This is a genomic window from Lysinibacillus sphaericus, assembly GCF_015844675.1.
Taxonomy (GTDB): Bacteria; Bacillota; Bacilli; order Bacillales_A; family Planococcaceae; genus Lysinibacillus; species Lysinibacillus sphaericus_E.
The window spans coordinates 43842-64122 of the sequence record NZ_LDGC01000073.1 but is presented as its reverse complement, the minus strand read 5'-3'; the positions used below and the strand labels follow the sequence as shown (position 1 = coordinate 64122).

At 38.0% G+C, this 20281-nt stretch carries 21 protein-coding genes and 1 riboswitch; of the genes, 19 read left to right on the top strand and 2 right to left on the bottom strand.

The genetic code is table 11. The features are described from left to right. The first annotated feature begins 21 nt into the window (after positions 1-21). A complete protein-coding gene (locus tag ABE34_RS18035) occupies positions 22-1002 on the top strand; it encodes a GNAT family N-acetyltransferase (RefSeq protein ID WP_197143838.1) in 981 nt (326 codons plus the stop codon). Between the two features lie 51 nt (positions 1003-1053). Here the strand turns inward: ABE34_RS18035 and ABE34_RS18030 are convergent, their stop codons facing one another. Beyond that, positions 1054-1491 carry an Rrf2 family transcriptional regulator gene (locus ABE34_RS18030; protein WP_079562208.1) on the bottom strand — a complete coding sequence of 146 codons (438 nt, stop codon included), beginning with the start codon at positions 1489-1491 and terminating at the stop codon, positions 1054-1056. 190 nt (positions 1492-1681) lie between these two features. Here ABE34_RS18030 and hmpA point away from each other — a divergent pair, with 190 nt between their 5' ends. From hmpA to ABE34_RS17965, 13 genes are all read left to right on the top strand, one after another. Continuing rightward, positions 1682-2848, top strand: a complete 1167-nt coding sequence (gene hmpA / locus ABE34_RS18025) for an NO-inducible flavohemoprotein (RefSeq protein WP_197143837.1) — start codon at positions 1682-1684, stop codon at positions 2846-2848. A 182-nt stretch (positions 2849-3030) separates the two neighbouring features. Beyond that, positions 3031-4092 (top strand): YeeE/YedE family protein, encoded by a 1062-nt coding sequence (locus ABE34_RS18020; protein WP_197143836.1) that lies wholly within the window; start codon positions 3031-3033, stop codon positions 4090-4092. Positions 4093-4109: 17 nt separating this feature from the next. Then, positions 4110-4334, top strand: coding sequence for a sulfurtransferase TusA family protein (locus ABE34_RS18015; protein ID WP_197143835.1), 225 nt, complete (start codon positions 4110-4112; stop codon positions 4332-4334). 262 nt (positions 4335-4596) lie between these two features. Next, entirely contained in the window at positions 4597-4857 is a 261-nt protein-coding gene (locus ABE34_RS18010; protein WP_197143834.1) for a metal-sensitive transcriptional regulator, read from the top strand. A 43-nt stretch (positions 4858-4900) separates the two neighbouring features. Continuing rightward, positions 4901-5242, top strand: coding sequence for a rhodanese-like domain-containing protein (locus ABE34_RS18005; protein WP_197143833.1), 342 nt, complete (start codon positions 4901-4903; stop codon positions 5240-5242). Positions 5243-5254: 12 nt separating this feature from the next. Further along, positions 5255-5551, top strand: coding sequence for a rhodanese-like domain-containing protein (locus tag ABE34_RS18000; protein ID WP_197143832.1), 297 nt, complete (start codon positions 5255-5257; stop codon positions 5549-5551). Positions 5552-5620: 69 nt separating this feature from the next. After that, on the top strand, positions 5621-6175 hold the full coding sequence (locus tag ABE34_RS17995; RefSeq protein ID WP_197143831.1) for a sulfurtransferase TusA family protein: 555 nt from the start codon (positions 5621-5623) through the stop codon (positions 6173-6175). Between the two features lie 12 nt (positions 6176-6187). Further along, entirely contained in the window at positions 6188-6583 is a 396-nt protein-coding gene (locus ABE34_RS17990; protein WP_197143830.1) for a DsrE/DsrF/DrsH-like family protein, read from the top strand. 88 nt (positions 6584-6671) lie between these two features. Continuing rightward, positions 6672-7799: an MBL fold metallo-hydrolase gene (locus tag ABE34_RS17985; protein ID WP_197143829.1), complete on the top strand. Its 1128-nt coding sequence runs from the start codon at positions 6672-6674 to the stop codon at positions 7797-7799. 158 nt (positions 7800-7957) lie between these two features. Beyond that, positions 7958-8185, top strand: coding sequence for a sulfurtransferase TusA family protein (locus ABE34_RS17980; protein ID WP_197143952.1), 228 nt, complete (start codon positions 7958-7960; stop codon positions 8183-8185). Between the two features lie 104 nt (positions 8186-8289). Continuing rightward, on the top strand, positions 8290-9066 hold the full coding sequence (locus ABE34_RS17975) for a sulfite exporter TauE/SafE family protein (protein ID WP_197143828.1): 777 nt from the start codon (positions 8290-8292) through the stop codon (positions 9064-9066). A 13-nt stretch (positions 9067-9079) separates the two neighbouring features. After that, complete coding sequence (locus tag ABE34_RS17970) at positions 9080-9784, top strand: DsbA family oxidoreductase (RefSeq protein WP_197143827.1); 705 nt, start codon at positions 9080-9082, stop codon at positions 9782-9784. Positions 9785-10058: 274 nt separating this feature from the next. Beyond that, on the top strand, positions 10059-11003 hold the full coding sequence (locus ABE34_RS17965) for a c-type cytochrome (RefSeq protein WP_197143826.1): 945 nt from the start codon (positions 10059-10061) through the stop codon (positions 11001-11003). 41 nt (positions 11004-11044) lie between these two features. Here ABE34_RS17965 and ABE34_RS17960 read toward each other — a convergent pair whose 3' ends face one another. Next, positions 11045-12739 carry an FAD-dependent oxidoreductase gene (locus tag ABE34_RS17960; RefSeq protein ID WP_197143951.1) on the bottom strand — a complete coding sequence of 565 codons (1695 nt, stop codon included), beginning with the start codon at positions 12737-12739 and terminating at the stop codon, positions 11045-11047. 365 nt (positions 12740-13104) lie between these two features. Here ABE34_RS17960 and ABE34_RS17955 point away from each other — a divergent pair, with 365 nt between their 5' ends. From ABE34_RS17955 to ABE34_RS17935, 5 genes are all read left to right on the top strand, one after another. Next, positions 13105-15093, top strand: coding sequence for an ABC1 kinase family protein (locus tag ABE34_RS17955; protein WP_197143825.1), 1989 nt, complete (start codon positions 13105-13107; stop codon positions 15091-15093). A 379-nt stretch (positions 15094-15472) separates the two neighbouring features. Then, positions 15473-16675, top strand: coding sequence for an NlpC/P60 family protein (locus ABE34_RS17950; RefSeq protein ID WP_197143824.1), 1203 nt, complete (start codon positions 15473-15475; stop codon positions 16673-16675). Between the two features lie 587 nt (positions 16676-17262). Then, the gene (locus tag ABE34_RS17945) at positions 17263-17811 is read left to right on the top strand and encodes a hypothetical protein (protein WP_197143823.1); all 549 of its coding nucleotides are present in this window, start codon (positions 17263-17265) and stop codon (positions 17809-17811) included. Positions 17812-18061: 250 nt separating this feature from the next. Beyond that, positions 18062-18251: riboswitch (cobalamin riboswitch) on the top strand. 198 nt (positions 18252-18449) lie between these two features. Beyond that, positions 18450-18992 (top strand): ATP:cob(I)alamin adenosyltransferase, encoded by a 543-nt coding sequence (locus ABE34_RS17940; RefSeq protein ID WP_197143822.1) that lies wholly within the window; start codon positions 18450-18452, stop codon positions 18990-18992. Position 18993: 1 nt separating this feature from the next. Next, positions 18994-19956 carry an ABC transporter substrate-binding protein gene (locus ABE34_RS17935; RefSeq protein WP_197143821.1) on the top strand — a complete coding sequence of 321 codons (963 nt, stop codon included), beginning with the start codon at positions 18994-18996 and terminating at the stop codon, positions 19954-19956. The last annotated feature ends 325 nt before the right edge of the window (positions 19957-20281 follow it).

Sequence of the window (20281 nt, the reverse complement as noted above, 5' to 3'; positions counted from 1 at the left end):
ATATTAAAAGGAGAATAGAATATGGCTGTAACTTTAGTGAGACACGCTATAAAATATGCTGAAGCAATGCATGCACTGTCTTCCATGCCACAGGTTCGAGATGCACTAGGGTTACCTGCTGGAAAAGTGGAAGATACGATTAATTTTATTAAACGTGAGTGTGTGGACGAAGAAGCAGGAAAGACAGTTCCTCGTGTGATCTTAGATGAGGAAGGACAACTGATTGGAGTAACGGCGTTAATGTTTATTGATCACAATAAAAAGAGCTGTCATATTGGCTCATGGCTAGGCTATGAATTTTGGGGTAAAGGCTATAATCTTCAATCAAAAATTGCCATTTTAGATATTGCATTTTTTGAGTTAGGGTTAAAGTATGTTTTTGCAGGAGCTAGAAAGGTCAATATTCGCTCACAAAAGGCACAGGAAAAATTGCCTTTTATCCGACTCGGAGTTGAAAATGATTTTCCGAAAGAGCACTCATGGCTAGAGGTCAAAGAAAAGCAGCCTTGTGTTTTAAATGTTTTTGAGCGTGAAGATTTTGTCCAATATCGTACATCTTTAAAGAAAGTGGAAGGCGTGAGGGAAGACTATTTACCACAATTATTATTAGCCGATGAAAGTGAAGAAGCTGTTCGGAAATATTTAAATGATGGTGCATTATATGAGATTAAATGTGGCGAGCAGTTAGCGGGCGTAGCGTTACTTCTAGAACAGTCTGATAAGACAGTCGAATTAAAAAATATTGCGATCGTACCGAAATATCAAGGTAAAGGGCTTGGAAAAGAAGCGCTTCGTCAAATAACTACAATTTGTCAAACACAAGGATATCAAACGATAATAGTTGGAACTGCGAATTCTAGTATTGATAATATTGCATTTTATCAAAAAGCAGGTTTTCGTATGGAAGCAATTGAAAAAGATTTTTTCAGTAAATATCCAGAGCCAATCTATGAAAATGGAATTCGTGCACTAGATATGATTTTCTTTTCAAAGGCATTATAAAACAATATAGACATAAGAAATACCCGTCCAACTTGAGTTGTGCGGGTATTTTTATTCGCCAAGCAACAGTGCCATCAACTTTTCTTTCGAATGTAAAAAATCATCAAGCGTATAGCGATCTAAGACGGATAAATAAGCTTGTAATGCTTCATATAATACGCCTTTTAGCTGACATTCTGGTGCAATTTTGCATAGATTATTTTCTTTGTCAAAACATTCGACAAGATGAAAATCCTCTTCAGTATGACGCACGATTTCACCAATTGTAATGGTTTTTGGATCAATCGCTAGGCGAATCCCTCCACCCCGTCCTCGAATCGTTTCGATATAGCCCAATAACCCAAGCTGATGTGTCACCTTCATTAAATGGTTTTTCGATATATTGTAAGCATCAGAAATTTCTTGGATAGTTGATAATTGGCCTTCATCTTTTGCACCCAAATAGATGAGTGTTCGAAGAGAATAATCGGTGTATAAAGTTAAGCGCATAAGAACACCCTACTTTCTATAGTTCAAAATAATTATAGCATTTTTACATTGAAGTATAATAAATTCAATACTTTTTTAAAGATGTATTTAAAATACATCAATTATGTCCATTTTGTTAAAGATGTATTTTACATATTGCTTTAAGGGATTGATAGCGTTATATTGTAATCACGAAAGGATGGTATGCGATATGTTAAAACAAGAAACAGTACAAATTATTAAAGCTACAGTTCCTGTATTAGAAGTCCATGGAGTGGAGATTACTAAAACGTTTTACAAAAATATGTTTCAAGCTCATCCAGAATTATTAAATATTTTCAACCATACAAACCAAGAAAAAGGTCGCCAGCAAACAGCATTAGCAAACACAGTTTATGCTGCTGCGGTTCATATTGAAAATTTAGAAGCTATTTTACCAGCGGTGATGTTAATTGCTCATAAACACCGTAGTCTAGGTATTTTACCTGAGCACTATCCAATTGTTGGAGAAAACTTATTAAAAGCGATTAAAGAAGTGCTTGGTGATGCAGCGACAGATGATATTATTAATGCTTGGGCTGAAGCATATGGCGTCATTGCAGATATCTTCATTCAAGTAGAAGAAGAGCTATATCAAAAAGCTGAGCGTAATGGCGGTTGGCGCTTATTTAAACAACTGAAAGTGGCGAAAAAAGTAGTAGAAAGTGATCTTGTTACATCTATCTACTTTGAAAATGAAGACGGTACGCCGCTACCAGCTTATGAGCCAGGTCAATATATAAGTATCCGTGCGAAAGTACCAGGCGAACAATATTTAATGAACCGTCAGTATACGCTTTCGCAAGCAAGTGCAGAAGATGGCTACCGCATTTCAGTGAAACGTGAAAGTGATCATACGCCAAATGGTAAAGTATCTAACTTTATTCATGACGTATTAGAAGTGGGAGATTTAGTGGATGTAAGTGTTCCAGCGGGGCTATTTGTCTTAGAAGAAACTTCTACTCCTATTACATTTATAAGCGGTGGTATCGGTGTAACACCATTGAATAGTATGCTGCAATCACTAACAGACGATGCAACAAACGAAGTGAGCTTTATCCAGTGTGCGCGCAATGAAAAAGTTGTAGCATTTAGCGATGACATCAAGAAGAAAGTAAATGTGCTACCAAATGCATCATACACAGCGTTGTATTCGGATGAAAATAAGAAAATCTCAAAAGAATTGTTAGCCGAAAAAGTAGCCGATAATGCAGATGTTTACGTATGTGGACCTGTTGGCTTTATGGAAGCAATCATTGAAAATTTACATGAGATTGGCGTGAAAGACGAAAAAATTCATTATGAATTCTTTGGTCCAGCAATGCAGTTAGCCAAATAAATAATAATCTAACCCCTTGTTATAAGAAGCAGTTTTCTGCACTTGTAGCAAGGGGTTTTTGCGTGCGCAAATATGAAAAAAGTCATTGTATTTAAAATAGTAAAAAAAGTTATTGGATTCATAGTAAAACAAGTGGTATTATACACTATAAGAATACTAAGGTATTGGAAGGGGAATGACGGATGGTTCAAATGGTTATTACAGGACTTATTTGCGGAGCTTTACTTGGATTTGTTATGCAACGTGGTCGTTTTTGCTTAACTGGCGGATTCCGCGATATGTATTTAACAAAAGATAACCGTATGTTTTACGCATTACTTATTGCAATAGCAATCCAAAGTGTGGGTGTATATACCTTAATTAGTTTAAAGGTATTTGAATTCAGTGCTGGTTCGCTACCAATCGTAGCTGTTATTGTTGGTTCGTTTATTTTTGGAATTGGCATTATTTTCGCAGGTGGTTGTGCGACAGGTACTTGGTATCGGGCAGGGGAAGGTTTACTTGGCAGCTGGATTGCATTAGCTGGTTATATGCTTGTAGCAGCAATGATGAAATCAGGCGTATTGTTGCCGATGGATACGGCTATTAAAGAAACGAAAATCGAAAGTAATTCTATTGCCGAGACACTTGGTGTAAATAACTGGTTGATTATTACGATTTTTGTAGTAGTCGTTACATTTATCATTTACCGTGAGCTAAAGAAGCCACGAGTGAAAATCCCAGGGTTAAAGCCGAAAAAAACAGGATTAGCACATATTTTATTTGAAAAACGTTGGCATCCATTTATAACTGCAACAATTATTGGAGTGATTGCAACTTTAGCGTGGCCATTAAGTGTTGCTACTGGACGCATAGGTGGGTTAGGCGTTACAACACCTTCTGCTAATATTTTGCAGTTTTTGGTTACAGGACAAATTAGCTTCATCAACTGGGGTGTTTTCCTAGTGCTAGGTATTTTCTTAGGATCATTATTCGCAGCAAAAATGAGTGGCGAATTTAGATTCCGTATTCCAGATACAAAAACGGCGATTAACAGCTTATGTGGTGGACTTATGATGGGGTTCGGCGCAGGTTTAGCAGGAGGTTGCTCAATTGGTAATGGATTAGTGATGACAGCGATGATGACTTGGCAAGGATGGATTTCATTAGGGTTTATGGTTTTAGGTACGTGGACTGCATCTTACTTTGTGTTCGTTCGACCAAGTAAAAAAGCTAAGCAAGCTACAGAAATAATACCCGCATAAAAAAGGAGTGCTTTCATATGAAAAAAATATTAGAAGTTATGGGAATGGTTTGTCCATTTCCTTTAGTAGAGGCAAAAGAAGCGATCAAAGACTTACATTCAGGCGATGAATTAGAAGTGCAATTTGATTGTACACAAGGTACAGAATCCATTCCTCGTTGGGCAGCTGAAGAAGGGCACGAGGTAACAGAGTATGAGCAAGTTGGCGATGCGGCTTGGACAATCACGATTAAAAAGAAATAATTATTTAAAGTTCATAAAGCGAGAAATTCGATGATAGCATCGTCGAATTTCTCGTTTTTTTTTTTTTTTTTGAAAAATTAAAGGGGAATGTAGATAACTACCTGAGATTAACGTGGTAAAACGTTGATAGAGAAGGGGTGTAACATGGAAATGACGTTTAAGAAAAAAATAGAGGTTTCATGTTGACAATATACCTAATGGGGTATATTATGAATCTCGTAAGCAAGTTCAATCAATCGTTTTGAAAGGAGGCGTGAACAGTATGGCTTACGATGTAAAGACAGCTAATCGAGTAAAGCGAATAGAAGGTCAATTGCGTGGTGTTTTACGCATGATGGAAGAAGAAAAAAACTGTAAAGATGTGATTACACAGCTATCTGCCGTGCGTTCTGCGGTTGATCGAACTATCGGAGTAATCGTTAGTGAAAATTTATTGGAGTGTGTAACGACTGCTGAAGGGGATGCGGGAAAAATGAATAACGCCATCCAAGAAGCGATGGATTTAGTCGTTAAAAGTAGATAGATTTTATATACCCTTAATAGTATCAAGTTGGAGGCGATATTACTTGGAAGCATGGATTATACTTGCTGTTGTTATAGCATTTTTCATTTGGCGAATGAAGCCAACGAAAGGGGTGCAGTCAATTTCAGCGGCACAATTGAAAAATATACTAAATGATAAGGATAAAGTTTTTGTTGATGTGCGTACACCGGCCGAATATAAGGGACGAAATATTCCGCAATTCAAAAATATGCCGCTCGGTTCTAGCTTTGACAAGTTACCGAAGGACAAAGAGATCGTTGTCATTTGCCAAAGCGGCATGCGCAGTAGCCAGGCATGTAAACAACTGAAGAAACAAGGATTTGAGCGTGTGACAAATGTCCGTGGAGGCATGAGCGCGTATTAGGAGGAGAATAGTATGAAGGAAATTTCAGTAATGGAAGTACAACAATCTTTAGAGCAAGGGCAGGAAATAAATTTAATCGACGTACGTGAAGTAGATGAAGTGGAGTCAGGACACATTCCCGGCATTATTCATATCCCACTTGGCTTACTTGAATTTCGTATGCATGAGCTAAATAAAAATGAACCATATGTTATGGTCTGTCGATCAGGTGGTCGTAGTGGTAGTGCTACTCAGTTTTTAGAAAGCCAAGGCTTTGATGTATCTAATATGGTTGGTGGTATGCTTGCTTGGAATGGTGAAGTAAAATAAGAGGATGCGCTGCGCTAACTATATTTTTTTAGCAAAAATAATACCTGTATAGGTATGAGGGAGGAAGTTATGAGTATTAAGGCAGATTTTCAGCTGGATGCCAAGGGGCTTTCTTGTCCTATGCCAATTGTTAAAACGAAAAAGGCGATGGCTGATTTAGTAGATGGTCAAATTTTAGAAGTATCAGCAACAGATAAGGGTTCGAAGGCGGATATTGCTGCGTGGGCTGAATCTGTGGGTCATCAATATGTTGGGACAGTGGAAGAAGAAAGTGTGCTTAAACATTATATTCGTAAATGCTCAAACGACACGATGGATGAGCAAACTTTTGAACATACAATTGAGTTAAAAGAGGCAATGGCAAGAGAAGGACTTATCCTCGATGTTCGTGAGGAGGCAGAGTTTGCTTTTGGTCATATCGAGGGAGCAAAGTCAATTCCGATGGGTGAGCTAGAGGGACGCCTTTCTGAACTTGATAAAGAGCAAGAAGTTTATGTCGTTTGTCGAACTGGGAAGCGTAGTGATTTAGCTGCTCAAAAGATGGCGGCACACGGTTTTACAAAAGTATTTAACGTTCTACCAGGGATGACTTCCTGGACGGGACATTTAACAAAACATATTTAGGAGGAATTTATTATGTCAAATAAAGTAGCGATAATTGCAAGTAATGGTGGTCTTTTCGATGCGTATAAAGTGTTCAATATTGCAACGGCAGCGGCAGCTACAGAGAAAGAAGTAGCGATCTTCTTTACATTCGAAGGATTAAATTTAATTCATAAGCAAGGAATGCATGCATTACCTATGCCTGTGGGAGCGGAGCATTTTGCAGAAGGGTTTGCTAAAGCTAATGTACCAGCAATTCCGCAATTAGTGGAGATGGCGCAGGAATTAGGTGTTAAGTTGATCGCGTGTCAAATGACTATGGATGTAATGGGTTTAACGACAGAGGACTTTATTGAAGGCATTGAAGTTGGGGGAGCTGTGACGTTCTTAGAGTTTGCAAAAGATGCAGCACCGTCATTAACATTCTAATTAATATAAATGATTCACTATATAGGCGGAGAGGATAATCCTTTCCGCTAAAAAAACCAACAAAATAATACCTTGGGGGGTAATTGGAGTGTCAGTTTTAAAATGGAGTGCAGCAGAAGTAGCAAAAAAAGTAATTAATAATGAAGAATTATTTATTTTAGATGTTCGAAATGCGGATGCATTCGAAGATTGGAAAATTGATGGCCGTAAATTTGAATACCTTAATATTCCGTATTTTGAGCTACTAGATGGTGTAGAGGATATTTTACCGAAGATTCCAGCTAATAAAGATGTGTTAGTCGTTTGTGCGAAAGAAGGCTCATCACTGATGATAGCTGAGATGTTATCGGTAGCAGGTCGTACGGTTGCTTATTTAGCTGGTGGAATGAAAACGTGGAGTGAATATTTAGAACCGATTAAAGTTGGAGATTTAACGGGTGGTGGTGAGCTTTATCAATTTGTACGTTTAGGGAAGGGCTGCCTTTCTTATATGGTCATCTCGGAAGGTGAAGCAGCGATTATTGACGCTGTGCGTTTTACTGAAGCATTCACAAGCTTTGCAGAAGAGAAAAACGTAAACATTAAATATGTGTTCGATACACATTTGCATGCTGATCATATTTCTGGTGGACGTCATATAGCTGCAACTACTGGTGCTACGTATTATTTACCACCGAAAGATGCTGAAGAAGTTGTATTTGACTATACACCTTTACTTGATGGCACTGCTGTCCAAGTAGGCGCCTCTCGTATTGATGTAGGAGCGATTTATTCACCTGGCCATACAATTGGTTCGACGTCATTTGTTGTGGACAACAAGTATTTATTAACTGGTGATATTTTATTCATTGATTCAATTGGACGCCCTGATTTAGCGGGTCTTGCAGACGATTGGGTTGGTGATTTGCGTGAAACACTTTACAAGCGATACAGAGAATTATCGGATGATCTAATTGTTTTACCAGCTCATTTTATGATGATTGATGAACTAAATGAAGACGGAACTGTGGCAAAACATCTTGGACAATTATTTGCTGAAAATCACGGCTTAAATATTAAAGATGAAGCGGAATTCCGAAGTGTTGTAACAGAGCATTTGCCGCCACAGCCAAATGCATATCAAGAAATTCGTCAAGTAAATATGGGTAAGATTACGCCGACGCAGGATGAGCAGACAGAGATGGAAATCGGTCCGAATCGTTGCGCAGTTCGATAGTCTGTTTATAAAAGATGGTTAAATGTAATGAGTACGCATGCATGGTTATAGCGTGTAAATACCGTGAAGCGAAGGCGCTCATCCTTCGTAAAGTCATGAAAAAACAAAAAGAACCGGCAAAATCGCTTACAAGCTTTGCTGATTCAAAGGAGAAAAATATGAAATCAAATTTACAACTAGATGCAAAGGGCTTATCTTGCCCAATGCCTATAGTGAAAACAAAAAAAGCTATAGATACATTGACTTCGGGTGAAATTTTAGAGGTTCAAGTAACAGATAAGGGGGCTCTTGCGGATATCCCTGCTTGGGCCAAAGCTGGCGGTCATACAATTTTAGACAAATCTGAAGACGCTAGTGTCATTACATTCTATATTCAAAAAGCTTAAAACTGGTGAGGGTTGTCTCTTCTATTAGAAGTTTAGAACAACCCTCCTTTCAATGGATATGACAACGCCATTAAGGCGCTAGTGACCAGAAAGAAGGAAAAAAGATGGATTTAGCATGGATTATTACAATATTTTTGATTGGCTTTGTAGGTTCATATGTATCGGGAATGCTAGGAATTGGCGGATCGATTATAAAATATCCAATGTTATTATATATCCCGCCTTTACTTGGTTTTGCGGCATTTTCAGCACATGAGGTATCAGGGATTAGTGCGGTACAAGTGTTTTTTGCCTCTATTGCTGGGGTATGGGCATATCGTAAAGGTGGTTATTTAAATAAATCACTCATTATTTATATGGGTGGTGCCATATTAGCAGGAAGCTTCGTTGGTAGTTATGGCTCCCAATTTTTATCTGAAGCAGGGGTTAACGTCGTTTATGGTGTATTGGCGTTGATTGCTGCAGTGATGATGTTTATTCCTAAGAAACAAATTGACGATAAGCCGTTGGATGAGGTAACGTTCAATAAACCGATAGCGGCCATATTAGCATTCGTTGTCGGTATTGGATCGGGAATTGTTGGGGCAGCTGGTGGCTTCTTGTTAGTACCTATAATGCTAGTAGTGCTAGGAATACCAACACGTATGACAATCGCTACAAGCCTTGCTATTACTTTTATATCCTCAATAGGCGGTACAATTGGGAAATTAATGACGGGACAAGTTGATTATTATCCTGCATTCATTATGATTGTAGCTAGTTTAATAGCGGCTCCACTAGGTGCGAAAGCAGGGAAAAAATTAAACACAAAAGTTTTACAATCTATTTTAGCGGTGCTCATTTTAGCAACTGCCATTAAAATTTGGATAGATATATTGTAGGAGGCTGTAGTAAATGAAAATTGAGATTTTCTCGGATTTCACATGTCCGTTCTGCTACACTGGCAAAAAGGAATTGGAACGCGCCATTGACTCAGCAGGTTATTTGGGGCAGGTAGAAATTGAATACAAAGCATATCAAATTGGACCAGATACACCTAAGAAAGATGCACCAACTTTATATGAGGGTATGGCTGAAAAATTTGACTCCTCGATAGAAGAAGTGAAGGAAATGACTAAGGGTATAGCAAAGCGGGCCGAAGAGGTTGGATTGCATTACAATTTTGAAGATATGAAAACAGCGCATACTGAAAAAGCTCATCGATTAGCAAAATGGACACGACAATTTGGTAAAGAGTCGGTCTACACGGAAGAGCTTATGAATGGTTATTTTGCGGAGGGAAAAGACTTAAACGATGATATGTTCTTGTTAAAAGTCATAGAAAATATAAACTTAGATGTTGAAATAGCAAAGGGTATTTTGGCATCGACTGACTTCAGTGAAGCTTTAGACAGAGATCGATATGATGCTCAACAGCTAGGTGTACAAAGTGTTCCGTTCTTTGTTTTTGAAAATCGTTACGGTATTAAAGGTGCAGAGCCAAATGAAGTTTTCGTACGAACATTGCATCAAGCGGCGGAGATTGCAGGTATTCGGCCGGTGTTAAAGATGGTAGGTGATGGTGAAGCTGTTTGTGCTGATGGTGAATGTAAATTATAGTGGAACGCTAAAATGTCGGGTACAATGCTGTGCTCGGCATTTTTATATTCATTCGGAAGTGTTGAGCTGCTCGAAAGCGAAGCGTCAGCTACAAATTTAGGGAATAGTACATACTACAAGAGGTATTAAGTCTCGTTTGATGTGTTGTAGAACAACGAATTTCATACTTTTATCCTCTAAATGATTCTATTTGTGTGAGGTGTGAGAAAAGTCACATCGAAAAAGATGTTGTTTTGCTAAAATATAGGTGATTATACAAAGGGGGGTATTATAGATGAAACCAATAGTAGCGGGAGTGGCGGGGACAGTGCTGTTAGCAGGTACACTTTTTGTAGGAGCAGCCATTAGCGACAAAATTTTAGGGGATGCAGAAAGCAAAGAAGCCGCTGTACAAACAAAAGTAGCAACAACAGCAGCTGCTCAGTCAGTTGTCTATGCGCCACCAAGTATTGAAGAAGTACCGGATGGACCTATGAAGGAAGCAATATTATATGGTTATGAGCTTGTCAATAATACACATGTTGCTGCGGAAGAATATGTTGGGAATCAATTGTCTTGCACAAGCTGTCATGCGGGGGCAGGTTACGATGAGCAAGTTTCGTCACTAGTAGGTGTTATGGCGGATTATCCCCAATATATTGCGCGCGCTGGTGATGTTGTAACGATTGAGGAGCGTATTAATGGTTGCATGGTTCGCAGTATGAACGGTAAGAAATTTGACATGAATAGTAAAGAGTTGGAAGCGATGGTCTCGTACTTCTCTTATATTTCAGAAGGTGTACCTATCGGGGCAGAGCGTGAATGGGTAGGCACAAGTAATATGAAGGACGTTCCTATACCGGATGTTAAGAATGGTGAGGAAGTGTATGCTCAGTCTTGTATCGCGTGTCATGCAGCAGATGGCTCAGGTAATGGTGCTAATACAGGTCCGGCATTATGGGGGGAAAAATCATTCAATGACGGAGCGGGTATGGCGAGAATGTCAAAAATGGCTGGCTACATCCAAAATAATATGCCAGTCGGAGCAGCTGGTACTTTGACAGATCAAGATGCCGCTGATTTAGCAGCCTTTATTTTATCGCAGGATCGACCTGAATGGGGAAATCATAATAAAGATTGGCCAAAAGGCGGACGTCCAAATGATATTATGAATAAAGAAAAACGGGAACAAGTTAAAAATGGCACAATAAATTGGGAGAAAGTACTTTCTACTAATTAAAATGAATAGGGATGCTGCTAATTAGCGGCATCCCTTTCGTGTTATTTAAAATTGTAGGCCGTGACAATTTTATCTCGGTTAGTTGTTGCATCTGAGAAATATTCATACAAGCAAATACCGAGGAAGGAGCCAGCGACATTAAAGACATTAGAGAAACCGTTGTTCTGGAGGGTCATTACAGCATTGTAACTTCGCTGTCCAGATCGGCAATGTACGTAAACGGGTCTATCTTGCGGGATCTCATCCAAACGTTCGCGGAGCTCACTTAACGGAATATTATGTGCTTGAATGAGATGACCAGCCTCAAATTCATTTCTTTCACGGACATCTAAGAAATAGGCGTTATTTTCGACGAGACCCCTAACTTCGTCAACTTTTACTTGTTTATAATGACCGTATAACTGGTTTTGTGCAACGAGTGCAGCTAAATTAACAACGTCGCGTGCGGTGCTAAACATTGGAGAATATGATAGCTCTAACTCTTTTAAGTCTTCTAATGTGCCTTTCATTGTTATCATAGTTGCAATAACGTCGATGCGTTTGTCGGCATTGCCTTTGCCAATCGCTTGCGCACCGAGAATCTTCCCGGTTGGCACTTCGTAAACAAGTTTAAAATGAAGTGGATTACTATTCGGCATTAAACCAACTTTGTCTGGTGCAATCAAGTACACGCTTTTGGCTTGGAAGCCATGTGCGAGCGCTGTTTTTTCATTTAAGCCCGTTGTGGCACATGTGTAATCGAAAATTTGCACGCTTGAAGAGCCGATAACTCCTTTGTTTTGTTGAGGTATATTGTACATATGATTAGCTGCTGCTCGTGCTTGTCGTTGCGCTGGACCTGCCAGTGCCAAGCGAGTTTGTTTATGAGTTTGCTGATGGAATACTTCTATAGCATCGCCCACGGCGTATATAGAAGGATCTGATGTTGCGTAATTAGCATCAACTTGAATGCCACCGAGTTCACCTATTGCCAGTCCGGCTTCTTTCGCTAAAGAGGTTTCAGGACGAACGCCGATAGCTAATACAACAGCCTGTGCTTTCAATTGTTTACCGGAATTCAATTCTACATAATCTGCCGTAACCTTAGCTAGGCCGTCATTGACGATGACATTAATTCCTTTATCCATCATTTCTTTTTGTAATATTTGTGCCATATCATAGTCGAATGGCGTCATGATTTGTTGACTAAACTCAACGAGTGAGACATTAAAACCGGCAAGTCGTAAATTTTCTGCAACCTCCACGCCTATAAATCCGCCACCGATAACAGCGATATCCTGTATGTCATCGCTTTGGATATAACGGTTTAAACGGTCAATATCCACGACATTACGAACGGTAAAAACGTGTGGAGAATGAACGCCGTCTAAGTTTGGAACAATTGGACTCGCGCCAGGAGATAACACTAATGTATCGTAGCTTTCTTCATACTTAGTGTCAGTAGTTAAATCCTTTACAATAATGTTTTTGTCTTTTCGATTAATATGTAAAACTTCTTGATTAACTCGTGCTTCAATCTTGTATTTTGTTTGAAAGGCTTGTGGTGTCATTAAGACTAATTTGTCGCTGTTATCAACGATTCCACTAAGGTGAAATGGTAAAGAGCAATTTGAAAATGAAACGTTCGGTCCTTTTTCAAACATTATAATCTCGGCCTGTTCATCGAGGCGGCGAATACGGGCAGCGGTCGAGGCACCGCCTGCGACACCACCGACAACTAAAAATTTTTTACTCATTGTAAGCACATCCTTTTCTTGTAATATACATATAGGGGTATGTTGTGGATAAACCAAGATTTTTCTTGTGTTGATAATGAATAAAACTGTGGATAAATATTGCTTTAAGTGGATTATATACCCATTTAGGTATTTTATCAACAAATATTACTGAGTAAAAATCATTGTAAGTGGATAAATACTAAAGAAGTAAATAAATAGACAAAATTTTGGGGATAAACTTAGTAAAAGAAATAAGTAAATGGATTTGGTTATCACTAAAAGTTGTGGATAACAGTCGAGAAGGAAGTGCTCCTGCGTTATGATGATGAGCCTTACATTTGTTATACTAGCAGTATTAGGAAGTCGTATCGGAGGTGACGCTATTGATTTTTTTGAAATTTTTAATCCAAATCATTGTTGTATCAGGACTTATTTATTTTGTCAGTGGCCGATTAATTGGTTCAAACATTAATTTCATACGTAGGGTTCTTTCTGTAGTCATTAGTGTGACGCTAACGTCCTTTGTTTATTGGTATACCTATTTACGTCATACAGATTTTTTATACGAACCGATGATGCAAACAGTGACAGAGGTCAGCACTCTTATTTGGATTGGTAGCATGCTACTAATTTCGATGCTGCTCTATCTCGTTTTTGAGCTTTTCGATCCAAGCGGTATGAGGGCTACAGATCATCATAATGTGCAAAAAAATTTATTCACGCGCCTTCGAAGCTACTGGCGACAACAAAAGCGCTTGCGTCATGTATTGAAAATAGCAGTGACAAATGGCGTTGTTCAAACGATTAAATACGCAAGACAACGTGAAAATGAAAAAGAGCTTGCCATTGCTTTAAGAGTAACTTTGGAGCAATGTGGTGGGATATTTATTAAATTTGGTCAGGTACTTTCTACTCGTAAGGAACTATTTTCGCCTATCTTTATTGCTGAGTTAGAGAGGCTACAAGATAGCGTGAAGCCTTTACCATCAGAACAGGTAACTCAAATTTTAGAAGATTCACTTCCGAAGCCTATGAATGAAATATTTGCAAACTTTCAAATGGAGCCTATTGCGGCAGCATCCATTGGACAAGTACATAAGGCACGATTGAAAAATTTTGACGAAGTCGTGGTAAAGCTACTGCGTCCAGAAGTGAAGGGGATTATGCGAGACGACCTCGACATTTTAGAGGAATTTGCTAATTGGCTTTCGAACAAGTCTACATGGGCTGAGTCACTTGGTTTTCGAGAGCTTGCAAAAGGATTTGCAGATGGCTTACGCGAGGAAATCCATTTAGATATTGAGGCTCGTAATACATTGCAGGTGACGAAGGCACTTGCCAAAAGTGATTATAAGGTGCGGATCCCTAAAATCTATACAGAATATTGTAATGAAAATATTATTGTCATGGAATACGTACGAGGAAAAAGTGTTGCAAATGTTGCAGCTGAATTTAACCGATTTGAAAGTGATTGTAAGCAGTTTGCACGGACTGTTTTATATTCCTTCTTTGAGCAGATGCTTCTTTCAGGTATATTCCATGCAGATCCACATCCGGGAAATATTCATATTGATGAGACGGATGGCACACCGATACTACTTGATTTTGGAGCGGTTGGCCGTTTGGGAGCTACACAACAAGAGGGCTTAAAGCTATTTTTAATGGGGATTCAGCTAAATGATGCAAGTGTTTTATACGATGGCTTAACACTATTGGTTGAAAATTCGGGCCAGGCAGACCGAGCAAAGATGGAGCAAGCTATAGATCAAATTCTCTTGAAAATCTCTTACGTGGATCGGATTCCAACAGAGGAATTGATACATGCGTTATTTACAGTTGTTCGTGATTTTGGTCTTGCTTTCTATCCTGCAGTAGGTTTAGCACTGCGTTCCTTAGTAACATTGGATGGCACACTACGGGTAATTGACCCAAGTTTTGATATTTTTACGGAAGCGAAAGATTTTTCGTCCGTATATATGCGGGCATCCTTCTTGAAGCCATTTAAAGAACCGATGGCAACAAAGGAACGTTTACAAGAAGAATTATCCATGCTTATTCCGACATTGCGCAAAATGCCAAGACGAGTCGACCAACTTATTCAACGGGTAGAAAGTGGGAAAATCATCTTACATCACGATGTTTTTTCAGATGAGGATAATGCTCGTTTTATTACCAATCTGTTTTCCCGTTTCGTCTTACTTCTCGTCGGTATTACCTTTGGTATTATTTCTGTAGCACTTTTAGCCATTTCACAATTTATACATGCCACGTATGCGATCTATTTAAATACAGCAGCATACTTAGGATTATTTTTATGTGCCATTCTGTTAGTGCGGCTTTCTATCCAAGCGCTGCGTTCCATGAAGCAATAGAAGGGCAACTCGGAGAGAAAACAGTCTTTGTTTATAGTTACACATTATTTGTAGGTAGGGGAAAATGTTCCCTTACCTTTTTTATGTTAAAAATGATTTCTAGAAATATTACAAAACCATTACAAAACAGAGAGTAGGACTAAGGGTAAAGTAGTTAAAAACGTTGATTTGTAGAATAAAACGTAATTTTGTAGAATTTATCAGGAATTACGTAAATATTACAAGAATGTTGCGAGTTTTACTAAACCATTAAAAAGGCGCGAAATAGTATAAAAGTTATGCTAATAGTGCTAAACTTTAAAAGGCTAATAAAATATAAGAATAAATAAAAGAAATCGTTCCAATGATTACATTAAAATTCTACGAACGAAATTGACTAGTGAAGGGAAAGAATAACGTGGGTAAGCGCAATAAATGGCGTAAGTCGATGGTGCTAGCATTTGCACTAGCGGGCGGCTTATTATTTAATACAGTTCAACCAACTCAAGTGCACGCAGAAGAAACATCTCAACAAATGATTGATAAGAAAGCTAAAATAGATACAGAGGTTAAAAAGCTACAAGAAGAGCTAAAAAACCTACAAAAAGAGATCGATGAAAAAGTAAAAGTATTTAACAAAGTACAGGCAGACATTAAAGAAGTTGATGCAAATATTGTAGATACTAAAAAACGTATTGAGCAACGTTCAGCAATTTTAAGTGACCGTATGGCTGCATACCAAGCTCAAGATAATACTGTAGGTATTTATTTAAACGCTGTTCTTGAATCAAAAAGTTTTGCAGATTTAATGGATCGTGTTGTAGCGGTAAAAACATTAATGGATGCTGACCAAGAATTAGTAGATCAACAAGAAGCAGATAAGGCTAGCTTAGAGAAACAAAAAACAACATTAGATGAAAAACAAAAAGAGCTTCAAAAGCAATTCCAAGAGCTTCAAGAGAAGGAAAGCGAAATGGAAGTAAAAAAAGCTGAAAATGAAGCGAAATCTCTTGCATTAAAAGCACAAATTGCAACGAAACAAGAAGAAGAGCGTTTAGAAGCAGAACGTAAAGCAGCAGAGGAAGAGGCAGCTCGTTTACGTGCACTTCAAGCAGCTACTCCAGTTGTACAAGCAACAAACAACAATGCTAACACTAACGATAATGGCAATAGCAATGCTAATAATAGTGATAAAGCTAACAATGAAAAATCATCACAAAAAGTGGTTGTTGGTTCAGGAGCAGGCACTGCATCTTCAGGTGATGCTATTTCAGTTGCGAAACAATTCCTAGGTCGTAGCTATGTTTGGGGCGGTAGTAACCCTTCAACAGGATTTGACTGTTCAGGTCTTGTACAATGGTCTTACAAACAAGCGGGCGTAAATTTACCACGTACAGCATCACAACAATATTTAGCAACACAACGTATTTCAGCAAGTGAAGCACGTGTAGGTGACCTAGTATTCTTCAGCTATGGTTCAGGTATAGCGCATGTAGGTATTTACTTAGGAAACAACACAATGATTGATGCTCAAAATAAAGGTGTTGTCATTGAATCACTTGATTGGTGGAATCAATATTTAGTAGGCTTCGGTCGTATTTAATAAGCCGTACTATTATATAGACGATTTAAATAGTGAAAAGGTTATCTTTGTAAAAGAAATTACAAGGATAACCTTTTTTTACTATTTGATAGTACTGGAAATTATTTACGTTTAAACTATAGTTAAGATTCTACGATTAAACTTATTAAGCAAACATATAATGTTATTCAATAATTTAGGCTCGACTACTCGGTCGATAATGAGTAAAATAACTTTTGTAATGAATAAATTTACATAAGTAGATATATTTACAACTATAGCCCCAGTTATAAAAATGATAATACAGCCGAAAAAAGAATTAGCATCAATTTTTCGTTATTGCGTATTTTGCTTTGACTCAATCGTGAGATAACTCCAATAATAATCCTAACGAGTATTCCTCTGTCTATAGCTAAAAGAAAAGATTCTTGCATATTGAACGTCGTTTCTGATAATTTTGAAATATACGATTGGGGATCTTGCTCTGAAATTACATTTATATGAGACTTTTATTTTGTAGTAGCAAAGTAACGCATGATGGTAAATGAGGTAACACTTACAAGTACACTATTTTTTACGTTCTGAAACAATAAAGGTAGGGATGAATCATGGAAAAAGAGATTTTGCAACTTTTTAGTAATTTAACAGAGCGTGACCGAGATATTCAATACAAATCATACGAAGAATTAATGAAAATTATGCAGGAACCAGTTGATTGGACCTATTCAGTTTGGGAACAACTAGTTCAAACTCTTACATACAAAAATGGACATATACGTGCAAGTGCTGCACAATTTTTATGCGCACTGGCAGCAAAAAGCGATCCTGAAGAAAGGGTATTAGAGGACTTCTTAAAGATTTGGGCAGTAACGTATGATGAAGAAACAGTCACTGTGAGGCATACTTTACAGGCAATTTGGAAAATAGGCTTAGCGGGGCAGGTACAAAGAGATTTAGTCGTATCATATTTGGCTAAAAGATATCAAACATGCTTAGACGAAAAGCACCCGACATTAATACGCTATGATATTATTGTATCCTTTAAAAAGCTATTCGATGCAACAAATGACCCAAAACTACTAGAAATTGCAAAGCGTTTAATTGAGGAAGAGAAAGATGTTAAATCCAAAAAGAAATATAAAAATGCAATTCGATAAAAGTTAATGACTATTTTTTGCAAATTCTTTCATTATGAGAAATAGTTTTTATAACGTATGAAAAAATAATATGCTTTAATTTATGAGGCATAACAAATATTTGCACGAGCAGGATGAATACCCAATGGGGCAGTGAATATATCCGCGTGCATACGGTAATACCTGCATAATTTTTATCCATCGTTGTTTATTCTAAAATTCCACAGCTATTTTTTCCTATCAATCTATGATAAACTGCATAACAAGTGAATAATTCTTGCAGAATAAAGGTGCTAAACTATAGCATAATCGGGAATTCGGTGAAAAACCGGAGCTGTTTCCGCAACTGTAAGTACAGAAGTCGTAAAGATATACCACTGTCGAATTAACCGATGGGAAGGTTTTTTATGAACGTAGTGAGCTGTACAAGCCAGGAGACCGACCTTTGTTTGAACGTATAGATAACTCTTCGGAAGCTAGGAGAATATGCGGCAAATACATAGGCTATGTCGTATTTATGCGACACTATTTATGCTATTTTTCGTTGTTTCCTTAGGAGTGGGAACAACGTTTTTTTTTATGCGCTTATAATTCACTTGATGTACGCCGAGGTGTTAATAAGGTAAGAATTTTTCACGAAGGAAAGCGGGGATTTATATTTGAAAAAAGATGCACGTTATTCTTGTTATCCATTTATGCGTGAAAAGGCATCTACAGTAGATTTTGAAATTCGAACGGATAGCCTAACAACACATATTGGTGTAGCATTGGCGGCGGTTAAAAAAGAAACGGTAGAGGTAGTAGCAGATGATTTACTAGCCATTTTACCAATGGCTTACCATGTAAATGGCTCAGTTCGAGGCAAATTAGCTGTAACCGAAGATGATTTGACTTGGCTTAGTGATCGCTATGATTTCTATGTTAGTCATGTTAAAGAAGAGATACAAAACTTTGTATTACCTCAAGGAACAGAGGCAGCTTCTGCATTACATTTATGTCGTAGTGAGGCGAAAAAGTCATACCGTGTTTTGCACAAAGTATCTGAAGAACGCGAAGTACCAGCTATTCTCTTTGATTATTTAGGATTGCTAGCCAATGTATTTTTTGTAATGGCTGTCTATATGAATCAGCATGCTGGTATTGCTGAAATACCGTTTATTAGTAAGTCGTACCCGATGAAAAAGAAAAAGGAGAATCAATGAAATGAAGAAAATGTTTAAGCTACAATGGCTTTCTGTGTTGATGTTGGTACTTGTATTAGTTGGCTGTGGCACGAAAGAGGATACAAAAAAAGATGCTGTTTCTAAAGAAGATCAACAAGTTGAGAAAACTAGCTATAAAGTTAAGGATGACCGTGGTGTAGAAGTAGAGTTTAATGCGGTACCTAAAACTATTGTTTCATTACAACCGAGTAATACAGAGATTTTATTTGCGCTAGGCGTTGGCGATAAAATCGTAGGTGCAACAGAGTATGATTCGTATCCAGAAGAAGCACAAAAAATTGAGCGTGTTTCTGATTCTACAAAATTCAATAGTGAGCGTATTTTAGCGTTAAAACCAGACGTCGTTATTGCCTATACAACTGGAGGCGATGAAGAAAATTTAAATGCCTTAAAAGGTCTCGAAGATGCGGGTATTAAAGTGTTTGCCATTCAATCAGCTAAATCATTTGATGATGTTTATGGGGATATCGAGCAAGTCGCAACGGTTATGGGCATCAAAGATAAAGGCGATAAATTAAATAAAGATATTAAAGCTAAAATTGCAGATGTCCAAGCGAAAGTTAAAGATGTGAAAAAACCAAAAAATATCTACTTAGAAATTAGTCCAAAGCCAAACATCTATACAGCTGGTTCTGATACATTCCAACAAGAAATTTTAAATGCTGCAAACGTTAACAACGTTTTTGGTGATCTTAAAAGCTGGCCAAAGGTATCTGAGGAAGATATCATTGTGAAAAATCCAGAAGTTATTTTAACAACAGTAGGCTATGTGAAAAACTCACCGGAAGAAATTCTTTCTCGTGACGGATGGAATTCAATCACGGCCATTCAAAATAAAGCGGTTTATTATATAGATACTGATATTTCAAATCGCCCAGGTCCGCGTATTGGCGAAGCTGTTGAGTTAGTAGCAAAAGCAGTGTATCCTGAGTTATTTAAATAATTTATAGTGAAAAAGAGTATTTTGGAGCTGCCCTTTATTAAGGGCAGCTTTTTTTGTGTGTGAAAAAGAAGGAGATTTCCTCCGCTTGAATGAAAAAGTAATCGGGAAAGGTGGATAAGTGCTCCGCTTGGGTGTGAAAGTGATCAGGTAGAGTGGATAAGTGCTCCGCTTGGGTGTGAAAGTGATCAGGTGGAGTGGATAAGTGCTCCGGTTGGGTGTGAAAGTGATCAGGTATGGTGGATAACTGCTCTGCTTAGGTGTGAAAGTGATCAGGTGGAGTGGATAAGTGCTCCGGTTGGGTGTGAAAGTGATCAGGTATGGTGGA

Excerpts from the sequence above, each read along its gene's own strand:
- ABE34_RS18035 (WP_197143838.1), top strand. The coding sequence starts at position 22 with ATGGCTGTAACTTTAGTGAGACACGCTATAAAATATGCTGAAGCAATG.
- ABE34_RS18030 (WP_079562208.1), bottom strand. The coding sequence starts at position 1,491 with ATGCGCTTAACTTTATACACCGATTATTCTCTTCGAACACTCATCTAT.
- hmpA (WP_197143837.1), top strand. The coding sequence starts at position 1,682 with ATGTTAAAACAAGAAACAGTACAAATTATTAAAGCTACAGTTCCTGTA.
- ABE34_RS18020 (WP_197143836.1), top strand. The coding sequence starts at position 3,031 with ATGGTTCAAATGGTTATTACAGGACTTATTTGCGGAGCTTTACTTGGA.
- ABE34_RS18015 (WP_197143835.1), top strand. The coding sequence starts at position 4,110 with ATGAAAAAAATATTAGAAGTTATGGGAATGGTTTGTCCATTTCCTTTA.
- ABE34_RS18010 (WP_197143834.1), top strand. The coding sequence starts at position 4,597 with ATGGCTTACGATGTAAAGACAGCTAATCGAGTAAAGCGAATAGAAGGT.
- ABE34_RS18000 (WP_197143832.1), top strand. The coding sequence starts at position 5,255 with ATGAAGGAAATTTCAGTAATGGAAGTACAACAATCTTTAGAGCAAGGG.
- ABE34_RS17995 (WP_197143831.1), top strand. The coding sequence starts at position 5,621 with ATGAGTATTAAGGCAGATTTTCAGCTGGATGCCAAGGGGCTTTCTTGT.
- ABE34_RS17990 (WP_197143830.1), top strand. The coding sequence starts at position 6,188 with ATGTCAAATAAAGTAGCGATAATTGCAAGTAATGGTGGTCTTTTCGAT.
- ABE34_RS17980 (WP_197143952.1), top strand. The coding sequence starts at position 7,958 with ATGAAATCAAATTTACAACTAGATGCAAAGGGCTTATCTTGCCCAATG.
- ABE34_RS17975 (WP_197143828.1), top strand. The coding sequence starts at position 8,290 with ATGGATTTAGCATGGATTATTACAATATTTTTGATTGGCTTTGTAGGT.
- ABE34_RS17970 (WP_197143827.1), top strand. The coding sequence starts at position 9,080 with ATGAAAATTGAGATTTTCTCGGATTTCACATGTCCGTTCTGCTACACT.
- ABE34_RS17965 (WP_197143826.1), top strand. The coding sequence starts at position 10,059 with ATGAAACCAATAGTAGCGGGAGTGGCGGGGACAGTGCTGTTAGCAGGT.
- ABE34_RS17960 (WP_197143951.1), bottom strand. The coding sequence starts at position 12,739 with ATGAGTAAAAAATTTTTAGTTGTCGGTGGTGTCGCAGGCGGTGCCTCG.
- ABE34_RS17945 (WP_197143823.1), top strand. The coding sequence starts at position 17,263 with ATGGAAAAAGAGATTTTGCAACTTTTTAGTAATTTAACAGAGCGTGAC.
- ABE34_RS17935 (WP_197143821.1), top strand. The coding sequence starts at position 18,994 with ATGAAGAAAATGTTTAAGCTACAATGGCTTTCTGTGTTGATGTTGGTA.